Raw genomic sequence first — 22,120 nt, 5'->3', positions numbered from 1 at the left:
CTAATTACCGCCTTTCCGGTTCCGGCCTATCAAAAGATATTGGCTGGCAAAATAAGGGACCCGTATCCTGCCCAGGCCTAAAAAACGCGCCGGAAAACCGGCCAGGCCCGCCAAGAAGCCGGAATACGCCTTCAGCCGTTCCACGAGATAATTGTATTCTAAAAACTGGAACTGCGGACGATGAGATAATACGCAAAAATCATTTTTTTTAAAATAATTTTTAAGCGTCTTCGGGGTAAAATAAAAAAGATGGATCGACAAAAGAAACCACCATCGGCGCCCGAAAACTCTGGCGAAAATATCGTCTATGCGCGGATACGCCACAAAGACCACACCTCCCGGCTTGAGAACGCGGCGGACTTGCCGCAGCGTCTCCATCGGATCGGGAACATGCTCAAGGCAATCCCACATCGTCACCACGTCAAATGAGCTATCGTCGAAACCCGCCCCGCCCAGGTCCGTAGGATAGACGGTGACGCCGTAGCGGTTTTTAGCGAAATCGCACAGCCATCGGGCCGGTTCTACGCCAACCGCCTCAAATCCTGCATCGACTGCCGCCTTGACAAAGATCCCCCCTGCGGCGCCTATATCGAGAAGCCTGCCAGATCTCTTATATTCCTTGACGATGTTTATGCACCGTTTAAAAGTAACCTGGCGGCCTTTTTCCTGGGAAACATATCTTTCGTCTTCGGCCGCGGAATAGCTCTGCATTATGATCTCCGTCTTCGGCCGCGGCGAGATATAAATAAGCCCGCACCGGTTGCAGCGGACCACCCTTTCAAAGATGATCTCATCGCCCGATGACGAATACCGGGTAATCAATTCTTCTTTGCGGCGCGGGATCTTTTCCGCTACCGCCTCATAAAGCACTGTAGTCTCTGTTTCGCCGGCGCCGCAGAGGTTGCAAGGAACGTTTTCGAAGTATTCCGGATCGAAATATACGGGGGTTGTTGTCTTTTTCATCAAAATTGCCCGCCTATGGAAAAAGTCTTAAAAGCGGAAATAAGGTCGTCTATGAGCCTGCCCCGGAATAAAGACCGGAAGAAGTGCCTGAAAATATAATTAGAGCGGAGATAGAACCGGCGGTGGAATTTATTATAATACCTGTTCAGCGTCATCCAGTCGAGGTTGGGATGAACGTATATCTCGCTGGCGTTATGGAAATTGTATTTTCTCCAATCCCTTGTCTTGATCAAGCCTTTCTTCTCGAATTCATCAAATATCACCGTTCCGGGAAAAGGCACGAGGATGGTCGCTTTGGCGTAATCCGGATCGAGGCGGATCGCGAAATTTATAGTCTCTTCCAGGGTATCTGCCGTGTCGGTGGGCAGGCCCAACATAAAAAAACCGACGCATTCCAATCCTGCCCGGCGAATCATCCCGGAGGCTTTAAAAGCCTGCGTTAGATCGATACCCTTCCCTATCGCGTCAAGCGACGCCTGGCTTCCGCTTTCGAACCCCACCCCGACCTGATAACACCCCGCCCGCCGGGCCAGGTCCAAAAACTCTTCATCGATACGATCCACCCTTACGCCCGTCCGTAAATTCCACGGCATTCCAATCCCGCTTCTAATGATAGCCCTGCATATCTCTTTGGCTTTCTTTATATCCGTGGAAAATTGATCGTCTAAAACATGAAATTCGCGGAACCCGAGGCGCCGGAGATGGGCGATCTCCTCTATCACTCTTTCGGGAGATTTGATGCGAAATGTGCGGCCGGAGATATTTTTATTGCAATATGAACAGCGAAAGACGCATCCCCGGCTCATCTCCAAGGGGCCGACCGGATTGCGCCGCGAGATCATCCGGGGGCAGGAATAGCGGGAAAGGTCAAAAAGTTGCAGCGCCGGAACGGGAAGGTCATCCAGGTTCCCGGTTATCTCCCGCTCCGGGGTCATTACGATCTTTCCGTCTTCCCTGAATGCGACACCCCTGATCCCGGCCCATCGATCGCCGCGGACAATTTCTTTTAATGTCTCCTCTCCTTCGCCGATGACGATTATATCGAAATCCGAGGTCTTTAAGCACTCTTCCGGCAGCGCCGAAGGATGCGCTCCCCCGGCGATCAAGACGGCGTCATTTTTTATCCCGCGGATGGTGCGAGCGACAGAGGCGGCTTCGAAAAAAAGCGGGGTGGTCGCGGTAATGCCGACGAAATCGGGCAAAAAATCTTTCACCGCTTTGCCCAGAGAAGATAAATGGTCCGGTTCGACCGCAAGATCGAGGATCTTGACCTCTGCGCCTTCTTTCAACAGGACCGACGCTAACATAGCCAGGGACATGACGGGCAATCGCGGCACAGCCGCGCGGACCTTAGAGTTTTTATAGACGTCAAAAGCGCTTGGGGGATTGACTAAAAGGATTTTTTTTGCCATATGGCCTTAATGGGTAAACCTGTTTTTCACGAGGATCCAGATAGCCTCTAAACCGTCTAACCAGCTTATCTTCTTGCCTTCTTTGAAACTTCGCGGATTGTACGAGATAGGCACTTCATAAATCTTATAGCCGCGCTTGAGTATCTTCGCGGTTATCTCCGGGCAAAACTCGAAACGCCGGCAATCAAGCTTGATATCCCTGATCACCTCCGTCTTAAAGGCTTTATAGCAAGTCGGTTCATCCGTAAGCCTGGCCCGGTAAAGGACATTTGTCATGGCCGTCAACAGCCGGCTGCCCAATTTGAACAAATTAAACGGTATATCCTTAAAATGCCCGCGAAGCCACCGAGACCCGTATACGACCGAGGCCTGTCCCTTTAAAATAGGGCCGATCAATGCGTGATAATCCCGGGGGTCATATTCAAGGTCCGCGTCCTGTATTATAACCACGCCGCCTGTGGCATATTTCAGCCCCTCGCGGATCGCCATGCCCTTGCCCCGGTTACGGGGTTGATAAATGATCCTGTATCGGGACTGATCCAGTTTTTTTAATATACCGGCGGTGCCGTCCGTCGAACCGTCGTCGACGATTATTATTTCCTTTTCGAGATCGACGGCTTCGATCCGCCGCAAAATAGCGCTGATTGTTCCGGCTTCGTTATAAACCGGGATGATGACTGATAATTTAATTTACCGTTCTCTCCTTTTTTACCTCCGGCTGAAAAATATATTTTCCCGCCATAACGGCCAGTTCGCGAAGCTGGTCAAATGACAGGTTTTCCCGCAAAAGCCCCAGAAATATCCCCGGCCTTAAATAAAATTCCGATATCGCCCTCCGCTGCCATCTCTTCAAGCGCATTAAATCGGAGACGCCGGATGTCGGGATGCTGGGTTTTGAATATTCGCAATCTTTTGAATCCAGATCGAGCGGCAGTTGTTTCGCCGTAACTAACCGTTCGTAAATTTCAGAGCCGGCGAGGGGCTGAAAAAGGCAAAAACTGGCCCTCGAAAACGGCAACTCCTTGGACAATCTTATGGTTTTCAGTATATCCCGCTCCTCTTCGATGGGATACCCTATAATAAAAAAACCCTGCGTGCGAAAACCCATTTTGTGCGCCAGAGACACCGTATCTCTCAGCTTCTCAAGGGACAATTTTTTCTTCATATCTTTAAGTACCCTCTCGGAGCCGGACTCAACGCCAAAGGCGACGGCATAGCAACCGGACGCTTTCATGGCGGCCAATAATTCCTCGTCTACGGTATGGAGACTGACCCCGTTGGGGCACCACCAGATCAGATCGAGGTCGGCCTCTTTCAGGAGACGGCAAAATTTCAAGGCGCGTTCTTTGCTTAAGGCAAAATTGTCGTCCCAAATAGAGACTTCTCTGATCCCGTATTTGCCGTGAAGCATTTTGATCTCGGCAATTATATTTTCAGGGCTGCGGAAACGCCATTTTCGGCCTGAAATTTTATGCGCTGAACAAAAAGTGCAATCGTACGGACAGCCGCGACTGGTCAAAATAGGAGCGGCCGGAAATCTTTTGGTAAAATACATCCTCGGGTATTCCCGGAATTTCATCAGCTCGTAATCGGGAAAAGCAAGCGCGTCAAGGTCCTCGACGGGCTGTATCTCGTTAAACCTGAAGGTATTGTTCTCTTTGTAGCCCAGGCCGCCTATGCCATGAAAATCATTTGCGCCCAGCTTCTTTAAGAATAACGGAAGGCTTTCTTCCGCTTCGCCGCGAAATATAAAATCGACATTCCGGTCGCGCAAGACTTCCTGAGGCGACGCCGAAGCATGCGCGCCCCCCACGATCGTGATAATGCGCGGGTTATAATTTTTTGCCGCCGCCGCGCATTTAAGGGCCGACGCTATCTCCATGGTAAAAGCGGTAAAACCGACCACGTCAGGGTTGGCCTTCTCGAGATATCCCCTGAACCGGAGAACGTCATACCCCTGCTTCAGGCAATCGACGATAGATACCTCGATAGACGCGTCCGATCTCTTCAGCGAAGACGCCAGATATCCCAACCCGATAGGCGGCAGAACTACATGCATATCAGATGGGGGTTTGACCAATAATACTTTCATAGTTTCGGTTTATTATAACAGATATAAAAACATATTACAATAAAACCGCGATAATGATATTGACGGGCCAGGACATTTAAAGTAGAATGAACGATGAGAAAATAAAGCACCGGCAAAATATGACCAAACCCGAATCAGCCTTTGAAGCCAAAGCGCCTTTTATCGTCGCCTGTTTGATAATTTCTTATATTGCTTTATTTTTCGTCATCTGCCTTATTAAGTACCTGTATTTCGGATATTTCGATTTTGACCTGGCCATCTATAACCAAAGCATGTGGAACACTCTCCACGGCCGGTTCCTGGACTCCTCTATCGCAAGGGGTATCATTTTCACGGACCACTTTTCCCCCATCCTTATCATTTATCTTGTCTTCTATGCCATAATACCCCACGCCATGACCCTCTTGCTCCTCCAGAGCGCGCTGCTGGGAGCGGGCGCGTGGCCGGTATACCTTATCGCCAAAGAAAAAATAGGTAAGATACCCGGCGTGATCATCGCCTTTGCCTATCTTGTCTATCCCGCTTTAAATCATGCCAACCTGTTCGAATTCCATCCGGAGGCGGCTCTCGCCCCGATAATATTGTTCATGTTCTACTGCTTGATAAAAGACAGGTTCGTTCCTTTCGTTTTTCTGTCTATACTCGCCCTTTCGTGCAAGGAGGACGCGGCTCTGGCCGTGATCATGTTTGGCATATACGCTATGTTCGCCAGGAAAAGCAAGCGCTGGATCTTATGGCCCATAATCTCCTCCCTGGTCTGGTCCGTAGCTACGATACAATTCATTCTGCCGTATTTCAATAAAGATGCGTATATTTTTACTTCCTTTTACGCCTATTTGGGGAACAATCCCGTCGAGATCGCCTTCAATATCGTCCGCCATCCTATCGCGGTTTTGAAAATAGCGGCTATGCCCTATAAAATAGACTATCTCAGGTTCCTTTTCAGCCCCGTCTCTTTCCTGCCGCTCTTCAGCCCCGCCGTCCTTTTTTTATCTTTACCCACTTTCGCCCGTAATCTTTTGGCTGATTACCTGCCTGCCTGCAATATTTATAACCAATACAACCTGGCTATTATCCCGGTTATTTTCCTCTCTTCCGTTTACGGCATCAGGCGCCTGCTGGCTCTCGGCCTTATAAAGAAAATGCGGTTTGTGTTTGCGGCCATTTTTGTGGTTGTTTCCCTGTATTTCGCTTATTGCATAGGGCCATGGCTGGAATTGTCAAATAACCTGCCCTCTTATGTCAGGGACCCTTTGGCGCCGGTCATGAACGACATGATCAGGTCTATACCTTCCGATGCCGGCGTGGTGGCGACTTTCAGGTTCTTACCGAAACTTTCCGGCCGGGAACAACTGCAGTCATTCCACCACCTTTACATGGGCCACTATAAGATCATCAACAAAAAATATACTCTTCCTCCAGGGGTAGAATACGCCCTGATCGATTTCGAGGATACGCTTACCGCCCAGTTCAAAAATCCGGAAAGCGGCCGTAATTTCAGGTCTTTCCTCGAGGAAGGACATTGGGGCGTCGTCGGGCTGGTGGAAAATACGGCTCTGCTTAAAAAGGGCTCGAGCGGAGACTTAAAACTTTACGAGGAGTTAAAAGAGGCTTCTCCGTCTTATACGGCCGCCGTCGAGATCAATCGCGAGATCGCCCTGACAGGCTATGACCTTTCCGAAGAATCCCTTTTATCAAAAAAATGCCTGAGTCTTTCCTTGTACTGGAAAAGCCTGAAGGCGCCGACAGCCTCTTACGGAGCGGTGATTTGGGTTGAAGACCCCGGCGGACAAATGATCCGGCAATTTGTTTTCTCGCCGGCCTACAATATCTACCCGACCGAGGAATGGCCTGCGGGCCGGATAATTAAAACCAACTACAGGATCTTTATCCCCTCGGTCCCGGAAAAAGGGCGCTATAAAATAAAAATGGGCTTTTTCGACAAAAACAACGGCCCTGTCTTCATAACCTGTGCCGACAAAAATTCTATCGATTCGGAGAAAAGGTTCCTCCTCGGAGAATTCGGGCTATAATGGACATACTCCTCATCTGCCCCCCCAGAAAGAGGCTCCTTCAATGGCTTTGGCCGCCTTTGGGCTTAAGCTATATCGGCGGATACCTGCTCAACGAGGGCCACCGGGTCAAGGGGATAGACCTCCGCATTGAGACAAAACGAGACCTTGAAAAAATACTCCGGAAAGAAAAATTCCGGTTGATCGGCATAACGGCGGACATAACGACCGTGACCGCCGTCAAAGAATTGGCTTCTTTCTGCAAAAATATTTCGCGCGGGGAAGCAACCGTGGTTGTCGGCGGGCCTTATGCCACCGTCGCCCCGGATGATTTCCTTGACTGCCGGGATATCGACCTGGTCGTAATGGGGGAGGGCGAAAAGATCATGGGCCGTTTGGCCGCATCCGAAAGCCTGGAAAATATCCCCAACATCTCTTATCGCGCGGACGGGAAGATCATTAAAAAGCAGATGAGTTACGCTTCCGATCCGCTCGATAGCCTTCCTCTTCCGGCACGGGAGCTCTTTCCGATGGACGAATATCTCAGGCAAAGCTGGTATACCTTTCCGCTGCCCGCGCCTAACCTGCATATCGTCGGCAGCCGCGGGTGTCCTTACAATTGCTCGTTCTGCCAGCCGACGGTCAACCTCATTTTCGGCAAGAAAACCCGGTGGCGCGATCCAGGGAAGATCGTACAGGAGATATCGCTTTTGCGCGACCGCTATAATATCAAGGGGTTCCATTTTCAGGACGACACTTTTACCGCCGATAAAAAATGGGCTCTTAGTTTCTGCCGGCAATTGCAAGAGGCGGGACTTTCCGGGTTATCGTGGGCGTGCCAGTCGCGGGCCAACACCATCGACGATGAATTGGCCGCAGCGCTTAAAAGGTCCGGGTGCGTTATCGTCTGGTTTGGTTTTGAATCCGGATCCCAAAAAATACTCGATTACTACCATAAAGGCATAAAAGCGGACGATTCAGTAAGGGCGGCGGAGATCTGCAGAAAAAACGGGCTACTTGTGTTAGGCCAATATATGGTAGGCGCCCCGGTCGAGGATGCGGACGACCTGGACCGGACTTACGCCTTGGTGAAACGGCAAAAACCGCACCTCTCCTGGGTAAGCATAACTACCGCCTATCCGGGCACGGGTTTGTATGAATCGTCCCGGCAAAATAACCATCTCCTCGATCTTGATTATGACGGATTCGACCGGGTCAAAGACGAGAGAAAATTAAAAACGAACCTTCCTCTGCCCAGGATAAAAAAGGCCGTTAATGACCTCGAGCAAAGGACCCCTTCCCTGAAATTGCTTATAACGGACGCGGTTTACCGCCGCGCGTTTAATAAATGGCTGCTGTCCCTTTTCGGTTTAAAGGACTGGTTTATCTTTTTATGCCGGACGTCCGTAAGTTATCTTATGTTTTCCATGGGGGTGCGGTGAGAAACGACATCTATCCATCCTGCTCGATCATTATCTTGAACTATAATAACCGGACGTCTTTGGAAAAATGCCTGCAGTCGGTAGTGAAAACGGAATACGGCGGTCCGCTGGAAATAACCGTCGTAGATAACGGCTCGGATGACGATTCCGTGTCTTTCGTCCAAAACCGGTATCCCGGCCTGACCCTTATCCGCCTCGGGCAAAACATAGGTTTCGCCGCGGCATATAACCGCGCGGTCCGTGATTGCCGGTCGGAATTAATATGCCTTTTAAATAACGACGTCGAGACGAACGGCAGGTGGCTGGAGATCCTCGCCGGTAAATTATTATCCGATGAAAAAAACTCGATGGCGATGCCTAAGATGCTCGACTATTACGACAGGTCTCTTCTCAATGCCGCGGGCACGATCTGCGATATCTTCGGGTTGGCGTTTAACCGGGGGATAGGGCAAAAGGACGAAGGCCGGTTTGACGGGAAAACCGACATATTTTATGCCTGCGGCGCCTGCGCGCTGATACGCAAAAAGACGCTGGAGGAGGCCGGACTTTTCGATGAAAGATATTTTATGTACCATGAAGACGTAGATCTGAGCTGGCGGTTGCGGACGATGGGCTACGGGATAATTTACGCGCCGGAGGCGGTCGTTTTTCATATGCACATGGGCAGCACCTCAACCGCGGATAAGGTCCGCGCTAAAATATATGAGTGGGAAAAAAACAGGTTGATGTCATTCATCAAAAACTACTCCTTGGCCATGATCTTGATCTTAGGACCGTTGCTCCTTATAATTATATCCTTCCACGCGCTCTACGCGCTGATAAAAGGAGCCCCGGATGAAGCAGGGTCGTTGATCGGCGCTTTGTCCTGGAACATAAAAAATTTACCCGGGACCCTGGCAAAAAGACGGGCCGTTCAAAAAGGCCGGACAGTTCCGGATTTTCGCGTTATGCAAACGATGGCCAAGACCAGCCTCGAAATCGGGCTGGGCACGGGATTGGTCAGGCATCCGATCGTACATTTAAGGAATGGCAATAATAAATGATGCATATGTTAACGGAAAATAGGCTCCTGGCGCTGCTTTTGGTGTTAGGTTCGCTTTTAATCATCCCAAATCTTGCGGACCGGCCGCTGTGGGAGGATGAAGCTTCCAGCGCGGTTTTAGCCAAGAATGTCCTATCGTTCGGATACCCGGCCGCCTGGGACGGGCGCAACCTCATCGTCCATGAAAACACCGGTTTTAAGTTCGACCGGAGTTTCGCTTATTATCTCCGTTCCTGGCTTGAATTCTATGTCATCTCCTTGTTTTTTATGGTTCTGGGGCCATCCACATTTACGGCGCGTCTTCCCTTCGCGATCTTCGGGATATTATCTATCATTCTGTTTTACCGCCTGGTTTTCAGGCTAGCCGATAAAAAAACTGCCGGTCTTGCTTCGCTCCTTATGATAATTTCCGTCGCGGTCCTGTTGCATATCCGTCAATGCGCGTATTATTCTCTCTTGACTTTTATGACGCTGCTTACGACCACTTTATATATGGATTTAGCCGTTAAAAAAAGAGGGAGAGCTGTTTTTTATTTTATAACGGCTCTCGCCGCCCTTTTTTATACGCATTATCTTGTCTTTCTCGGAGTTTTTATAGGATTCGTCGCCCATTTCCTATATCGGGGCATCAGCAAAGAACGCGTTAAGGCTGTTATTTTCACCGCCGGTATTTTATTCATATTGACCGCGCCCTGGTTCTTTTCTATGGGCATACTCGGGCGTTCTCTCGAATTTACCCAGCCCATTCCTTTCATGTTCCGGCTTGATAATCTCGCCCGTTACGCGCTTTATATAAATGACCACCTCTTCCCCGTTATTCTCATTCCTGTATTTCTTTACCTGCGTAAACGCGGCGCTCCGCTGACCCCGCTGCCTTTTATCATTGCCTCGGTCCTGCTCGTCCTGACCTTTATCGGGCCGTTTCCTTATTTCCGGTATCTTATGGGTATCGCGCCTTTCTTCTTTTATTATCTCGCCGTCATTTTTTTCAAGATTAAAGAAAAACATCCTGTATGGGCATATGGTTTTTTTGTTATCCTTGTCGCCACAAGGATCTTCAACCTCCTGCCTCTTTATCCGTTAAAAAATGTGAAATTCGAGCGTATGGCTTTGCCTGCCTCATGGCAAGCTAATCCGGATGTAGGGACAAGGCTGTCGCTCTATAGCGCTTACCTGAACAAAGAGACCGGGCATTTCTGGACATATCTCCCGGATTACGCTTACGAATTGACCCATACTTTTAACGGCCCATTAAAAGGCATCGTCTCTTTTTTGAAGGCGAATAGCCGGGCGGATGATATTGTCCTGACTAACTACGATAATTGCTCTATAATATTCTATACCGGCTTACGCTGCTCAGGACGCATGACTAAAAAAACGCCCTGGCTGGAGGGACATCTGCCTTCTTACATATTTTCACCTAAAGACGCCGTCTGGTTAATTCCGCGCCAAGGCAGGGATACTTATTTCTTCGGTAAATTTTTGGAGGAAAATAATATTCCCGAAGGCAGCCACATCCTGCAAAGGTTCAGCCTTAACTGTCCGGATATCTGGCTTGATTCTATGCCGGACCCGTATTACCATCTATTCAGAGAACCCGGCGGCGTACCGCCTGTGGTTATCTTTAAAAGACCGGCCTCTAACTAAAAAGGGTGTTATGAAAACAGCTGTTGTGATACCTACATACAATGAAAAAGAAAATATCAGTTTCCTACTGGAATGCCTGCTGGCGCTCCCGGAAGTCTCGCATATCGTCATAGCAGATGATAACTCGCCCGACGGCACGGGCGCGGAAGTTGAACGCCTTAGCCGGCTTCACCCTCAAATCCATCTGATCAAGCGCCCAAAAAAAATGGGCATCGGACTGGCCTACCAGGACGGTTTCCGCTACGCCGTCGCCATGGACGTAGATTACATAATCCAGATGGACGCCGACCTGTCGCACGATCCTAAATACATACCGGAATTCCTCGAGCAAGCGAAAAAGGCGGATGTGGTCATCGGTTCGCGCTATATCCGGGGTATCCACGTGGTCGACTGGCCATTCAACCGGTTAGTCCTAAGTTATATAGCTAATTTATTTACCCGTTTTATCGTAGGTTTTAAGATCAGGGATTGGACAAGCGGTTTCAAGTGCTTCCGCAAAGAGGCGTTGAAAGAAATCCCTTTTGAGAGGACAAAGGCTGATGGGTATGCCTTTCAGATAGAGATGACTGAATTTTGCTTGAGGAAAAAATTTATTATTAAAGAAATACCGATCGTTTTTGTCAATAGAAGCGTGGGCTCTTCGAAGATGGAGGATAAAATAATACGGGAGGCTTTCTTTACCGTATCGAGGCTGGGTTTTGAAAGATTAAAGATATCGCTGCACCTTATGCGCTCTTAGAGAGGCCGCTATGCCCAAACCGAACTGGAGACTGTCAAGTTCAATACTCATTGCCTGCCTCTTTCTTCTTTCGCTCCTTAACTGGCAAAAGTTCCCGTTCTTCCTCGATATATACTATCATATCAATGTAATGCGGGGTTTTGATACGGCCGGCGGGATAGTTAACCATGCCTTTTGGGAGTTAGCGCCTGCCGGCAATATACACCTCTATCCTCCGCTCTTCCACCTCTTGTTGCTGATCCCGTATAAGATGGGGCTCGACATACTCTTCATAGCCAGGCTTTTCTCGGCATTGTCATTCGTGTCCCTCCTGGCTACGCTTTCCTTCGTCGCCAACAGGCTCTTTTCGCCGAAAACAGGTTTCTTCGTAGCTGTCGCCGCGGCAATCCCTTTTACGTTCTTCCTGAAATTAACGATCACTATACCCGTAACCCTGTCGTTGATATTCATCCTGCTGGCGTTCTATGCGTTCGAGGAAAACAGGAAGTTAGCCTGCCCGATGCTTATCGCGTGCGCTTTTTATACCCACCTCGGCATGCCCTGGCTGGGCCTTCTGGCGTTCATTCTCTACGGACTGGCGAGAAGAGATATCCTGATGCGGGTGCTGAAAACCGTCCTTTTCTCCCTGGCGCTGTCTGCGCCGGTGATAATACACGTCCTGGCAAACATACATGGCCTTGAAAACCCGCTCGGGGTAAAAGTCGCTGAAAACGATCTGCTCGAATTTTATCCGCTTATATATCTGTTCGCCGCGACGGGCCTCGGCAGGCTCGCGGACAGGCAATTCAGGGTCCGCGGCCTTTTTTTCATCGCGCTATTTCTGGCTCTCCTGCCCCTGGCGATTAACTATAGGTTCAGGTTTTTAAGCGGGGAAGGCCTCCTTCCTGTCATCTTCTTCGCCGGGGCGGGATTGGAGAAAATTTACGGAATGCTGGAAAGGTTCCTGTCAGGGAAAAACGCCGGGGCGCGCCTGGCACTCTTTTATTCGGCCTCACTGCTGATCTTCATAAACATCTTCTCTCCGACTATCTCGTCGTACCCGGACGGGGAAGACGGCAGGAAGGCATCGGCTTTATTTTTATTGGATTCGACGGCTGACAACCTCATTCCGTCCCTCAAAAAACACGCGAGACCGCTGGAGATAAACCTGGTCGACGCCGAGGCAAAGGACTGGGTAAGGATCATAGAGAAGAATACCGCCCCGGAAGATATAATCTGCTCCAACTGGGTTTATATCGGGGCGATGCTCTCGGCGACGACCGGACGGCCGAACGCGGCCCAGACATTCTACGAGATAAAAAGGCCGAATATCCCGATCAATGAATTCGGTTCGTCGAAATCGGCTATTTGGTTAAGGGAGATGGATGGAAATTACGATATGGCCGCGTTAAAGATAGCCTCGGATAAATATAAATTCAGGTTGATAGCGGAGACGGATAAAGCGAAGATACTTCTGAGGGACGGGACTTTTAAATCTGTGCCCGTAAAACCGGTCGTCAAAACCTGGGCCGCGCTTTCAATATTATGCTGCGCTTTCCTGGTTATCCTCTATGACCTGGCGCGCCCGCGGAGCAAGTTCAGCAGCCTCTCCAGGTCGTCGTTGGAATAATACTCGATAAGGATCTTGCCGCGCTTGTTATTATGCAGGAGGGTCACCTTTGTCCCGAGTATCCTCTGCAGTTCTTCCTCGACCGCGCGGACCTCGGTCGAATGTTTCCTAGGCCTCGCCGGGCGCGCTCTCCCGACGATCTTACGCTTGACAAAATATTCCGCTTCCCTGACCGAGAGGCCTCGCCTTATTATCTTTAAGCAGAGTTCCAGCTGCGACTGTTCGGAATCGAGCATCAGGATCGCCTTGGCGTGGCCCATCGAGATCCTTCCGAGATATATCTCTTCTTTTATCTTATCCGGGAGCCTCAAGAGCCTCAGTGTATTCGAGACCGACGCCCTGTTCCTGCCCACTTTCTCGGATATCTGTTCTTGCGTAAAAGAAAACTCCTCGGAAAGCCTCTGGTACGCTTTCGCTTCCTCGATCGGGTTCAGATTGTCGCGCTGGATATTCTCGATAAGGGCGATCTCAAGGGCCTCGTCGTCTTTGACATCTTTTATTATCGCCGGGACCAGTTCCATCCCCAATCCTTTTGCGGCCCTCAATCGCCTCTCGCCGGCGATCAACTCATAGCCGTCGCCTTTCGGGCGCACGATGACCGGCTGTATGACGCCTTTCTCTTTTATCGAGAGCATCAATTCTTTAAGCTTATCCGGGTCGAAGACCTCCCTGGGCTGGAACCTGCCGGGTATTATCTCGCTGACTTTTAATTGGACCGTTCCCCTGCTTTCGGACCTTTGCGGGACATCGTCCGGGATTAAGGCCTTAAGCCCCTTTCCTAATACTCTCTTCTCCATCAGGGATCTCCTTTTCTGGCTTTGTGTTCAGTTCGAGCGGAAAATCTATTTTCAGGAATTCTTTTGCGAATTCGTAATAACTGCGCGCGCCCTGTGAATGCTTGTCATACATTACGATCGGAACGCCGAAGCCCGGCGCCTCACCTAATTTCACGGAACGCGGTATTACCGTCTTATAGACCTTATCGCCGAAATAATTCCTCGCTTCTTTTATGACCTCGTCGGTCAGCTTTGTCCTGAAGTCGGCCATGGTGAGGAGGATGCCCTCTATCTCGAGCGACGGGTTCAGGTTCTGCCTGACCAGGTTGATGGTGCTGAGCAGTTGGGATAACCCCTCGAGCGCATAGTATTCACATTGCAACGGTATCAGGGCGGACTTGGATGCGGTCAGCGCGTTTATCGTCAAGAGCCCGAGGCTCGGCGGGGCATCGAGGATTATATAATCGAATGAGGGCCTTATGTGCTCAAGCGCTTGTTTTAAATGGAACTCCCGGCTTTCTGAATTAACGAGTTCGACTTCCATGCCCGTAAGGTGGACGTTTGACGGGATAATATATAAGTTTGTAAGTTTAGTATTTACAATTACTTGTGAAATTTCTTTTCCGTTGATAAGGACGTCGTAGATAGATTCTTTGACTTGTTTTTTGTCAATACCGAGGCCGGAGGTAGCATTGGCCTGGGGATCGCAATCGACGACCAAAACATTGCGCCCTGCCAACGCGATGAACGAGGCGAGGTTTATGGCTGTGGTAGTTTTACCGACGCCGCCCTTCTGATTGCAGACAGAGATTATCTTTGCCATTGTTCCACGTGGAACATTTTAACAGAGCCGGATTTTTTGTCAAGATTTTCTTTTATGGAGGGCTTCTATATAGACATAGAGAAGCGAGATATCGCACGGCGAAATACCTGATATCCTTGAGGCCTGGCCGACAGACCCGGGCTTTATCTTGTCGAACTTTTCCTGGGCTTCCTTCCGCAGGCCTTTGATGTTCTTGAAATCTATCGTCGAAGGTATCGTTACCTGTTCGAGCTTTTTGAGCTTTTCGGCCTCGCGGACCTGCCTATTGATATAGCCTTCGTATTTTACCTCTAGCTCGGCCTGTTTCCTGATCTCGCCGGGAAACGAAGATATCTCGCCGGGACGTTTGCGCTTTAAGGCAGTGACGCTTGTCTCGATCATCTTCTTTTTCTCGATCAGCGCCTTATATTGCGGTTCCGGTATAAGGCCTAACTCATGACCATAACCCATAAGCCGTATGTCGGCATTGTCATGGCGCAATAGAAGTCTATATTCCGCGCGGGAGGTAAACATGCGATATGGCTCGTTTGTGCCTTTCGTCACCAGGTCATCAATTAATACGCCTATGTAAGCTTCCGACCGTTTCAGGACAAAAGGCCCTTTGCCTTTAATTTTTTGCGCGGCGTTGATCCCGGCAATAAGGCCCTGGCCGGCGGCTTCTTCATAGCCTGATGTGCCATTGATCTGTCCGGCAAAGTAAAGTCCATCTATAAGCTTTGTCTCAAGCGTAGGTTTAAGCTGGGTGGGCGGGCAGAAGTCGTATTCGATGGCGTAACCAAAACGAACCACTTCGCAATGCTCTAACCCTTTGATGGTCCTTAACATAGATAACTGGACATCCTCGGGGAGGCTTGTGGAAACTCCGTTAGGATATATCTCATCGGAATCCAATCCTTCCGGCTCAAGGAATATCTGGTGGCGCTCTTTGTCTTTAAATCTTACGACTTTGTCTTCAATTGACGGACAGTAGCGAGGGCCGACTCCTTTGATCTTCCCGCTGTAAAGCGGTGAGCGGTCAAGGTTGTCCAAGATGAATTTGTGTGTCTCGTGGTTTGTATAAGTGATATGGCAAGGGACCTGCCGCAGCTCTATTATTTCGGTAGAAAATGAGAAGGGTGTCGGCTCCGGATCGCCATCCTGGATCTCTGTCTTGGAGAAGTCTATAGATCCTTTCTTTAGCCTGGCCGGGGTTCCTGTCTTAAGTCTTTTTATTTCAAATCCTAACGAACGTAATGAGTCCGATAACCTGACAGCCGGAGGCTCCCCGATCCTGCCTGCAGGGAAGGTTGTCATCCCTATATGTATCAGTCCGTTCAGGAATGTGCCTGTTGTGATAATAACCGCCTTGGCGCCATACCGCGCACTTGATTGGCAAAGGACGCCTGCGGCTTTCCCGCTCGAGGTAATTATCTCCTCAGCGGTCTCTTGCTTTAACTCTAGATTGTCCTGGCCTTCGAGGACCTTCTTCATCGTCAGCCGGTAAAGTTTCTTATCTGCCTGGGCGCGGGGTGCCTGGACAGCCGGGCCTTTCTTGGTATTAAGAAGCCGGAACTGGATACCGGTCTTATCAGCCACTTTTGCCATCTCACCGCCAAGCGCATCGATCTCCCGGACGATATGGCCTTTGGCGAGTCCGCCTATGGCGGGGTTGCAGGACATTTGGGCCATGGTATCCGGGTCCATGGTCAAAAGAAGGCATTTTAAGCCCATCCTGGCCGCGCACAGGGCAGCTTCGCAGCCTGCATGGCCTCCGCCTACCACTATGACATCATAGTCCTTAGAATAAGGTATCCCGGGCATTTTGGGTACTTCCGGATCAAACTTTGTGGTGTGTTTGGTGGGTTTCTTCTTTTAAGGTTATCTTGACTTTGGCCAGTTTCAGGCCTTCCATACCAAAGAGGCCCCGGCGGCCTTCGGAGAGGACCTTAACGTGGACCTTGTCGCGGCTAACCCCGAGCTTCTGCAGCGCCAGGTGAATAGCTTCTTTTGTGGTCTTTCCTTCGGCTTCAATAGACTTCATAGGCCCTCTAGCTCTCGGAATGTTCCACGTGGAACATTTCCTTTTTAAGGAAGATCTCCTGTTCGGCAATCGTCAAAACTGTATTGGTGAACCAGTACATTACCAGGCCGGACGGAAGATGATAAAACAGGAAACCGAAAATAATGGGCATCATGATCGCCATCATCTTCTGCTGCTGGGCCATCTGGTCGCTAGATGATGACTGTGGCGGGGTAGAAAGCTTCTGCTGGAAGAACATAGCTACAGCCATTAATAAGGGTAAAATATTTAAGTCTGTTCCTATCAATAAGATAGGAGTTTTAAATACGACGAGCCTGTCCGGCTGAGAGAGATCTTTTATCCAAAGGAAGGGGGCGCCGCGTAACTCTATCGACCGCATAAGGACCTGATAGAGGGCGAAGAAGACCGGCATCTGTAAGATCAAGGGCAGGCAACCGCTCATCGGGTTTATCTTATATTTCTTATAGAGCTCCATTACTTCCCTGTTGAGTTTCTGGGAATCGCCTTTATGCGCCTTTTTCAGCGCTTCCATTTTCGGCTGGAGAGCCTGCATTTGTTTCATCGACTTTATCCCCTTAAAAGTCAGGGGGAAGAGCAGGACATTGATCAAAACGGTAAGGAATATTATAGACATGCCCCAGTTTTTGACCACCTTATGGATATGGTCAAGTATGACAAATAATACGCGCCCTATACCGCCCGTAAAACCCAAATAAACCGAATCCTCTATCCCCAGTTTCAGGCTCTTCATATTATTATAAACATTGGGTCCGGCGTATAAGATAAACTCGTGGGTAACCGATGAATTCGGGGTGATGGTAAAATTGTCCGAACCTATCTGTGTTTGTAACTTATTGTCCGGCAATTTGTTAGAAGAAACCGCTTTAAAAGAAACCGGCGGTTTTGTTATTAAAGAAAAATACCTTGCCTTCTGCGAGACCCAATTGACCCGTATGCCGTCCCATGTAACCGGCTTTTTTATAGAGCCCCTGCTTACGTTAGTTATCTTGCCGTCTATCTCCTTCACAAGCTCTGAGTACGTTTCGTCCTGCGGGGAAAGGCTTCTCAGGCCTGATCCGGCCACGATCGCATATTTAAGGTTCCGGGATTGGGTAGAATAGTTCGTGATCGTCTGCCGCAGGTCTATTGCGTATTCGCCGGGTCTGAAGGTTATCTCCTTCTCCACGCTTAATCCGCCGGGTGATCTAGCGGTAAAAAGGACCCCGTTTTGCCGGATCGAAGGAGAATATACGGCCTTGTCGAGGGCCGGATCGAGCCCTGATACCGAAAAAGTGGCATCGGCCGGGTTCTGCTCGTCGAATAAGACTATCGGCTTCCCGCCCTCGAGGTGCTTTTTCAAGGTAACGCTTTTTACCACGCCTCCGGCGTTCGAAAGGACGGCGCGGTACTCTTCGTTCTCAAAGATAATATCTTTTTCATCGACTAGCTTGACCGGCTGAGGCGGCTGCTGTGTCTTTTGTGCCGGGGAAACCTGGGCCGCTGCCGGCTCCGGCGCGGGTTGAACATTTGCCGATGCCTTTTGCGGCTGATTCTGCCTGGGGAAATATTTTACGAGGAGCGGCTGTGTCAACAACAGTATCGCCATCGATATTACGATCGCCAAAAGCGCGCGTTTTTCCATATTCATATTATTTTACCGGATCGTATCCGCCTTTAGTGAATGGGTTGCATTTTAGAATTCTGAAAGAGGAGAGAAGGATCCCCTTAAAAACTCCCTTCTTCTCTATCGCTTCAGCCGCGTATTCCGAACAGGATGGGTAATACCTGCAACATTGTAACTTATATCCTGACAAGAAGTTACGATAGAACTTTATTAAACATAACAAACTTTTTTTAACCATTTAATCTTTTGAGATACCCGCTTTCTTTAACAACGCCAAAAATTCTGAATTCAACTCTTCGTATTTTAAATCAGCTGCCGCGGCTCTCGGGATAGCTACGATATCGTAGCCCTTCTCCAGTTTTTCTTTATTGAGCCTGAAGGCCTCCTTGATATGGCGGCGCAGCTTGTTGCGCGAAACGGCCAGCTTGAATATATGTTTGCGGAGCGAAACGCCTATCCTTGAGACGCCGCGATCATTCCGGGAAATGCTCAGTTTTAAGGCTCTCCCGTTATAGAACGAGCCGTTTTTTAAGGCCTGCTTAAAATCTGATGTCTTGGTTATCCTTTCGGGACGCGAAAGGGAGAACCTCTTCATGGGGGATCCGAAGGGTTAGGGTATGAGGCGCTTTCTGCCTTTTTGGCGCCTTCTCCTTAAGACCGCTCTGCCGTCCTTGGTCGACATTCTCTTCCTGAACCCGTGGGCGCGCACCCTCTTTAAATTGGATTTTAAGGTAATGTTCTTCTTCATCGTTCTCTCCTTTTAAAGTTAAAGGACGATTATATCACGATTGGCAAGTTAGTCAAGAAAAAGTTCTTGCAACAGGCCCGTATCTTTGTTATAATTTAACAAGGTTTGGTGCGGCCTGCCTTATTTGCGGCCTGTGAATAAATTGTGAATAACTTTTTACGGCTTTTTTATGGAAAATATAAAGAGTGCTATAGAGGTCTGGGAAAAAGCGAAGGACCTCATAAAATCCAAGGTAAACCCTCAGACTTTTGAGACGTGGTTCAAGCCCACAAGCGGGCTGGAAATCTCGAAAGGTTCCCTTGTCCTTGAGGTCCCGAACAGTTTCTTTAAGGACTGGCTCCTTGAACATCACTTAGACATGATCAGGACAACCCTTAAGGATATCGCCGGCGAGAACCTGGCGCTGGATTTCCGTTATTCCGCCAAAGAGCCTAATACCTTCCTGCCGGCCGCAGCCAGCTCCGCTCCGAAATCCGCCGATACACCCAAAAAACAGGAGGCCCATAATAATATCGGGCTTAACCCGGCGTACACTTTCGATGATTTCGTCATCGGCTCAAGCAACAAGATGGCGCATGCCGCCGCAATGGCCGTAGCCGAATCACCGGCAAAGGCCTACAACCCGCTGTTCATATACGGGAAGGCCGGAATGGGGAAGACACATCTCATGAACGCCATCGGGCATTGCGTCGCGGCGAAAAACCCGGGTATGAAAGTGGTCTACATAACAAGCGAGCAATTCACGAACCAGCTTATACAATCGATACAGAACCGGTCGACGGACAGGTTCAGGGCAAGATACAGGACGGTGGATGTCCTTTTGATAGACGACGTCCATTTTATCGCCGGGAAGGAATCGACGCAGGAAGAGTTCTTCCACACTTTTAATACCCTGCACGACGCGCACAAGCAGATAGTCCTCTCGAGCGATAAGCCGCCCAAGGAGATCGACAGGCTCGAGGAGAGGCTGGTCTCGAGGTTTGAGTGGGGCCTTATCGTATCGATCTCCCAACCCGATTTCGAGACGAGGATAGCGATATTGCGGCAAAAGTTAAAGAGAGAGAATATCGCGGTCCCGGATGACGTGATTTTTTACATAGGGGAAAAGATAAAGTCCAACATCCGCGAACTTGAAGGCGCGTTGAAGCGCGTTGTCGCGAACGCAGTCCTGCTTAAACAGAACATCACGCTTGAACTGGCCCGCTCTGTCCTGAAGGACATGGTAAAAGAGAAGGAGTCCCGGATACTCGCGGACACGATATTTGAGGAAGTGGCGAGTTACTTTAACGTCCGCGTGTCGGATATAAAGGGCAGGCGCAGGACAAAACAGATGGTCCTCCCCAGACAGATCTCCATGTACCTGATAAGGAAACTGACCGACCATTCACTGCCTGAAATAGGGGAATTATGCGGGGGCAGGGACCACACCACGATCTTGCACGCGTGCGAAAGCATAGACTCGGACATGAAAAAAGACGCCAAAATAAAGGAGACGATCGGCAGGCTCGCGACACAAATACGGGGTGAATAACCTGTTGGTTGGCTCTGGTTTTGTTGTTGATAACATGTGGATGATTGTGTATAACTAATGCGATGTGCCGGGGTTTCTGTTGGGACGATGCTTTTCGCCCGCAACCTGTGCATAACTTTAGGGCCAGAAAAACCCTTTAATGCGCCGCTGTATAAAGCGTTGTGTTGTTATCCACAAGCGAACAAGGCTTACTGCTTCTACTACTATTTTTTAATTAATAAATAAGGAGAAGAGATGGAAGTAAAGTTGACGCGGGAGACACTGCAAAAAGGGATACAGACCGTGCAAAACGCCGTATCACAAAAAAGCGGGCTGCCCATCTTATCTAATATATTATTCGAAGCGTCAAAAGACAAAGTAAGGCTCATAGCCACGGACCTCGAGATAGGGGTAATTTCAAAACTAGCCGGAGTCGACATACAGGAAGAGGGCTCGATATCGATACCGGCTAAAAAAATAAGCGACATCGTGAAAGAACTTCCCAATAAAGATATAACTCTTTCGGCGAAAAAGAACAACCAGGTCACCATAAAATGCGATAAGTCGATATTTAAAATGATGGGGCTGCCAAAGGACGAATTCCCGAAAGTGCCCGAACTATCAGACAAGGACACACTGGTCCTCCCCCAGAGGCAATTAAAGTCGATCCTGAGCTCTACGGCGTTCGCGATATCAAAGGACGAGACCAGGTATATCCTGAACGGTGTTTTGTTTGTCCTGTCCGAAAAGAAATTGCGTGTCGTGGCGACCGACGGAAGAAGGCTGGCCATGGTGGAGAAAGAGACGCCGAAACCGACCGGGTTCACGAGAAAGATCATAGTCCCGTCGAAGGCGGTCACCGAATTGCAGAGGATCTTAAAAGACGACGGCGACGTGAAGATCTTATTCAGCGAAAACCAGGTAGCCTTCGAGTTGGACGATTCACAACTTATAACAAGGCTGATCGAAGGCGAATACCCTAATTACGAACAGGTCATCCCGAAGCAGGGGCAGGATAAATTGAGGGCGAATAGGGAGAATTTTTATGCGGCCGTGAAAAGGGCCAGCCTTTTGGCGACGCCGGATTCGCAATCGATAAAACTGGACCTGCTGAAGAACAGGGTCATAATATCCAAGGCGTCGCAGGACGGCAGCGAGTCCCGCGAAGAGGTCGATTGTGAATATAGCGGGGATGAATTCACCATCGGCTTCAACCCCAATTACCTTATGGATGCCCTCAAGACCATAAACGAGGAAGAAGTAGACTTTGAATTCGCCGGGCAGGACAGGCGCGGCGTGATCAGGGCGGAAGGCGGAGATTACATATACATAATCCTGCCGGTGCGCACCGAATAGAAGATGAAGAACCGGCCCGTTGCGATCAAAGATGTGCTGGATGGCATCTTAAAGAACTTGGGCGGCGGGAAGGTTTCGCAGGCCGGGGCGATCGGCGCTGTCTGGGCGAAAGCGGCGGGCGACGCCGCGGCAAAACACGCGAAACCGGTGGATATCAAAGAAGAGGTATTGGTGGTACATGTGGATTCGTCGAGCTGGCTCCATAGATTGACCATGGAGAAAGCCGGGATCCTGGCGAAAATAAAGAGCGAGCTGGGCGAGGGCCCGGTCAAAGATATAAAACTCAGGATAGGGGAGATATAGAA

At 49.6% G+C, this 22,120-nt stretch carries 21 protein-coding genes; 9 read left to right on the top strand and 12 right to left on the bottom strand.

The genetic code is table 11. From position 1 onward, the window contains the following. From WC317_05330 to WC317_05315, 4 genes are read right to left on the bottom strand one after another with little or no spacing between them, the layout of a single operon-like run. On the bottom strand, positions 1-963 hold the full coding sequence (locus WC317_05330; protein ID MFA5339547.1) for a class I SAM-dependent methyltransferase: 963 nt from the start codon (positions 961-963) through the stop codon (positions 1-3). Beyond that, positions 963-2,375, bottom strand: a complete 1,413-nt coding sequence (locus WC317_05325) for a radical SAM protein (protein MFA5339546.1) — start codon at positions 2,373-2,375, stop codon at positions 963-965. The genes WC317_05330 and WC317_05325 overlap by 1 nt, the downstream gene beginning before the upstream one ends. Before the next feature lie 6 nt (positions 2,376-2,381). After that, on the bottom strand, positions 2,382-3,047 hold the full coding sequence (locus WC317_05320; protein ID MFA5339545.1) for a glycosyltransferase family 2 protein: 666 nt from the start codon (positions 3,045-3,047) through the stop codon (positions 2,382-2,384). Positions 3,048-3,060: 13 nt separating this feature from the next. After that, entirely contained in the window at positions 3,061-4,467 is a 1,407-nt protein-coding gene (locus tag WC317_05315; protein MFA5339544.1) for a radical SAM protein, read from the bottom strand. Positions 4,468-4,553: 86 nt separating this feature from the next. Here WC317_05315 and WC317_05310 point away from each other — a divergent pair, with 86 nt between their 5' ends. From WC317_05310 to WC317_05285, 6 genes are read left to right on the top strand one after another with little or no spacing between them, the layout of a single operon-like run. Next, a complete protein-coding gene (locus tag WC317_05310; GenBank protein MFA5339543.1) occupies positions 4,554-6,500 on the top strand; it encodes a DUF2079 domain-containing protein in 1,947 nt (648 codons plus the stop codon). After that, positions 6,500-7,921, top strand: a complete 1,422-nt coding sequence (locus WC317_05305; GenBank protein ID MFA5339542.1) for a radical SAM protein — start codon at positions 6,500-6,502, stop codon at positions 7,919-7,921. The genes WC317_05310 and WC317_05305 overlap by 1 nt, the downstream gene beginning before the upstream one ends. Continuing rightward, positions 7,918-8,964, top strand: a complete 1,047-nt coding sequence (locus WC317_05300; protein ID MFA5339541.1) for a glycosyltransferase family 2 protein — start codon at positions 7,918-7,920, stop codon at positions 8,962-8,964. The genes WC317_05305 and WC317_05300 overlap by 4 nt, the downstream gene beginning before the upstream one ends. A 5-nt stretch (positions 8,965-8,969) precedes the next feature. Continuing rightward, on the top strand, positions 8,970-10,610 hold the full coding sequence (locus tag WC317_05295; protein MFA5339540.1) for a glycosyltransferase family 39 protein: 1,641 nt from the start codon (positions 8,970-8,972) through the stop codon (positions 10,608-10,610). Positions 10,611-10,620: 10 nt separating this feature from the next. After that, positions 10,621-11,349, top strand: a complete 729-nt coding sequence (locus WC317_05290; GenBank protein MFA5339539.1) for a polyprenol monophosphomannose synthase — start codon at positions 10,621-10,623, stop codon at positions 11,347-11,349. Between the two features lie 10 nt (positions 11,350-11,359). Continuing rightward, positions 11,360-12,958, top strand: a complete 1,599-nt coding sequence (locus tag WC317_05285) for a hypothetical protein (protein MFA5339538.1) — start codon at positions 11,360-11,362, stop codon at positions 12,956-12,958. Here the strand turns inward: WC317_05285 and WC317_05280 are convergent. Genes WC317_05280 through rpmH form a run of 8 tightly spaced genes read right to left on the bottom strand, consistent with a single transcriptional unit; the run spans position 12,898 to position 18,949 of the window. Further along, on the bottom strand, positions 12,898-13,755 hold the full coding sequence (locus tag WC317_05280) for a ParB/RepB/Spo0J family partition protein (protein MFA5339537.1): 858 nt from the start codon (positions 13,753-13,755) through the stop codon (positions 12,898-12,900). The genes WC317_05285 and WC317_05280 overlap by 61 nt on opposite strands. Beyond that, complete coding sequence (locus tag WC317_05275; protein MFA5339536.1) at positions 13,724-14,557, bottom strand: AAA family ATPase; 834 nt, start codon at positions 14,555-14,557, stop codon at positions 13,724-13,726. Before WC317_05275 ends, WC317_05280 begins: the two co-directional genes overlap by 32 nt. 39 nt (positions 14,558-14,596) lie before the next feature. Continuing rightward, a complete protein-coding gene (gene mnmG, locus WC317_05270) occupies positions 14,597-16,357 on the bottom strand; it encodes a tRNA uridine-5-carboxymethylaminomethyl(34) synthesis enzyme MnmG (protein MFA5339535.1) in 1,761 nt (586 codons plus the stop codon). Between the two features lie 16 nt (positions 16,358-16,373). Continuing rightward, positions 16,374-16,577 (bottom strand): Jag N-terminal domain-containing protein, encoded by a 204-nt coding sequence (locus WC317_05265; GenBank protein ID MFA5339534.1) that lies wholly within the window; start codon positions 16,575-16,577, stop codon positions 16,374-16,376. 7 nt (positions 16,578-16,584) lie between these two features. Further along, a complete protein-coding gene (yidC, locus tag WC317_05260) occupies positions 16,585-18,225 on the bottom strand; it encodes a membrane protein insertase YidC (protein MFA5339533.1) in 1,641 nt (546 codons plus the stop codon). Position 18,226: 1 nt separating this feature from the next. Beyond that, on the bottom strand, positions 18,227-18,439 hold the full coding sequence (yidD, locus tag WC317_05255) for a membrane protein insertion efficiency factor YidD (protein MFA5339532.1): 213 nt from the start codon (positions 18,437-18,439) through the stop codon (positions 18,227-18,229). Beyond that, complete coding sequence (rnpA, locus tag WC317_05250) at positions 18,440-18,796, bottom strand: ribonuclease P protein component (protein MFA5339531.1); 357 nt, start codon at positions 18,794-18,796, stop codon at positions 18,440-18,442. It abuts the gene before it with no gap. Positions 18,797-18,811: 15 nt separating this feature from the next. Then, a complete protein-coding gene (gene rpmH, locus WC317_05245) occupies positions 18,812-18,949 on the bottom strand; it encodes a 50S ribosomal protein L34 (protein ID MFA5339530.1) in 138 nt (45 codons plus the stop codon). Positions 18,950-19,118: 169 nt separating this feature from the next. Between rpmH and dnaA the strand changes: the two genes are divergently transcribed. The 3 genes from dnaA to WC317_05230 all read left to right on the top strand — a co-directional run bounded on the left by dnaA (position 19,119) and on the right by WC317_05230 (position 22,118). Continuing rightward, complete coding sequence (dnaA, locus tag WC317_05240) at positions 19,119-20,480, top strand: chromosomal replication initiator protein DnaA (GenBank protein ID MFA5339529.1); 1,362 nt, start codon at positions 19,119-19,121, stop codon at positions 20,478-20,480. Between the two features lie 234 nt (positions 20,481-20,714). Continuing rightward, a complete protein-coding gene (gene dnaN, locus WC317_05235; GenBank protein MFA5339528.1) occupies positions 20,715-21,815 on the top strand; it encodes a DNA polymerase III subunit beta in 1,101 nt (366 codons plus the stop codon). A 3-nt stretch (positions 21,816-21,818) separates the two neighbouring features. Next, positions 21,819-22,118, top strand: coding sequence for a DUF721 domain-containing protein (locus WC317_05230; GenBank protein MFA5339527.1), 300 nt, complete (start codon positions 21,819-21,821; stop codon positions 22,116-22,118). Positions 22,119-22,120 lie beyond the last annotated feature (2 nt).

The organism is Candidatus Omnitrophota bacterium (assembly GCA_041653595.1).
In the GTDB taxonomy this organism is placed as follows: Bacteria; Omnitrophota; Gorgyraeia; order Pluralincolimonadales; family Pluralincolimonadaceae; genus Pluralincolimonas.
Note: the sequence above shows the minus strand (reverse complement) of the source record. Positions and strands in the feature narration are given on the sequence as shown.